The sequence below is a fragment of the Albimonas pacifica genome (assembly GCF_900113695.1).
Taxonomy (GTDB): Bacteria; Pseudomonadota; Alphaproteobacteria; order Rhodobacterales; family Rhodobacteraceae; genus Albimonas; species Albimonas pacifica.
In genome coordinates, this window is the sequence record NZ_FOQH01000054.1 from 1 (window position 1) to 1,958 (window position 1,958).

The 1,958-nt window shown below is 72.6% G+C and carries 3 protein-coding genes; all 3 read left to right on the forward strand.

Annotation, left to right across the window (positions count from 1 at the left end; translation table 11 throughout):
- On the forward strand, positions 1–440 hold a 440-nt coding region (locus tag BM064_RS27725), incomplete at its 5' end, for a hypothetical protein (RefSeq protein WP_177236421.1).
- Positions 441–462: 22 nt separating this feature from the next.
- Positions 463–909, forward strand: coding sequence for a hypothetical protein (locus BM064_RS26575; protein WP_092866616.1), 447 nt, complete (start codon positions 463–465; stop codon positions 907–909).
- A complete protein-coding gene (locus BM064_RS26580; RefSeq protein WP_092866619.1) occupies positions 906–1,853 on the forward strand; it encodes a hypothetical protein in 948 nt (315 codons plus the stop codon). The genes BM064_RS26575 and BM064_RS26580 overlap by 4 nt, the downstream gene beginning before the upstream one ends.
- Positions 1,854–1,958 lie beyond the last annotated feature (105 nt).

Consider the following 1,958-nt stretch of genomic DNA (forward strand, 5'->3'; position numbering starts at 1 on the left):
CGCTCTGGGGCGCGCCGTCCTCGGTCACGAACTTCCGACCGACCACCGACGGGCGCTCGCTCCAGTGGGACTGCGACGGCACCGCGTCCTCGATCTACTTCGACATCCCCGAAGAGGTGACGGCGCGGGCCGTCGGCCGCCCGCTGCTGCTGGTGGCCGAGACGACCCACACCGGCTCGGGCCAGCTGTTCCTGAACGCCCGTTTCGGCCCGTCGCCGACCAACCCCGCCACGATCACGAAAGCCTCCTCCGCCCAGTCCTGGGACGCCTCCGTCTACGGCTGGGGCAAGCGCGTGCATCACGGGAAGCTGAGCCGACTGGAAGGCCCCGGCGACATCCGCGCCGAAGTCGGCCACGACAGCGGTCTCGTCGGGAGCGACGGCCGGATCTACGCGCACGCCATCCGCCTCTACGCCCTCGGCGTGCAGGGCTGCCTCTGAGACCCTGAGCAGGAGTATCGCAATGCCCGCCCGCCCCCATATCGACCAGGCCGTCCTCGCGGCCATGAGCGCCGCCGGCGCGATGCACGACGCCGCCGCGGCGCTGGCGACGCGAACCGAGATCCCCGTCCACGAGATGGCCTCGATCTTGGGCCGCCTGCAGTCGGGGTGGGAGACCGTCGGCGCGCTCTCGGGCTATGCCGACGAGGCCGTCGCCGCCGCGGCCGAGCGCGGCTGGCCGGGCGTCGTCCCCGCCGACCTCGCGGTCGCGATCGCGACCGCGCACGCGGCCGGCGTCGCCCTGGTCGCGCGGGTGCTCGGCTCGGGCTGCGATCCCGCCGTCGCGCCGGCTTATGGCTGGTCGCCGAGCGGCCACCCGCTGCCGCGCAACATCTCCTCCGGCGACCTGTCCATCCTTCGGACCGAGGCCGGCGCTCTGCGCGACGCGCTCGCCTGGGCGGCGGCATGAGCGACAAGGTCGCCCCCGGATCGGCCGGCCACGGGCGCTTCCGCGTGACGCCCGGTCTCCAGGTCCACTTCAACCCGCAGGGCGGGGACGGCGCGTGGCCGGTTGGCGTGACCGAGACGCGCCTGCGGGGGCTGCTGCGAGACGCGCGGGGGCGGCTCGCGATGGGGGATCTCGCGCGGGTGGATGTGACGCGCGAGACCGCGCTCCCGCCATACCAGGGCGTGCTCGATCTCTTCTCGAACGGCGAGAGGGGCGGGTACTGGGATCTCCGATGGTCGCAGGCTGCGGTCGCTTCTGGGGGCGCCGCTTCCTCGATCGGCGGCAAGGTCGGCTGGCTCGAGGATCTGGGTCCGCACGGCAACCACCTTCCGCAGGTCAATCTGGCGGAGCAGGGCATCCTGCAGACCGATGGCGCGGCGGTCTGGGTCGAGCTGGCCGAGGCTGAGACCTTCTTCCTCGCGAGCCGGTTCGGGATGCCGGCGTCCCCGGCGATGACCGCTCTCTACGCCTGGCGGCCCCTGAACCCGAACGACTCGACCCTGCGCCGACTGTTCCAGTTGGGAGGATCCGGGGCCGGATCCATCGGCGGAGCCTTCGGCTTCGACTGGCGCACGGTCCACAACGACGGCGCCGTCGTCTTCAACGGGCCTGTGCCGCGCAACTTCGGGTCGCTGGACACGATCGCCGAGTGGTCCCGATTTGCGGGCGCCACGACGGGGCAGCAGCGTTTCTTCCTCAACGGGGCGGAGCAGACCTACAACCGGCACTCCGGCGGGACCGCCGGATCGACAGAGGCCGCCTTCCGAGTCGGCGGCGGCTACAGCGGAGCAACCCTCTTTGGCGTCCATCTGCGCCTCTACGCGGCGCTGGTGCTGGATCGGCAGCTGACGTCGGTCGAGCGGGCTGCCGTCGTGGCGCACATGCAGGGGGCTTTCCCGGCATGACGCTCGCCGCCCCCACGCTCGTCGGCGCCGTCGAGCACGACGCCGGCGAAACCCTGATCGGCACGCTCGCGCCGACCGGCGGCACGCCCCCCTATGAGGTCGTCG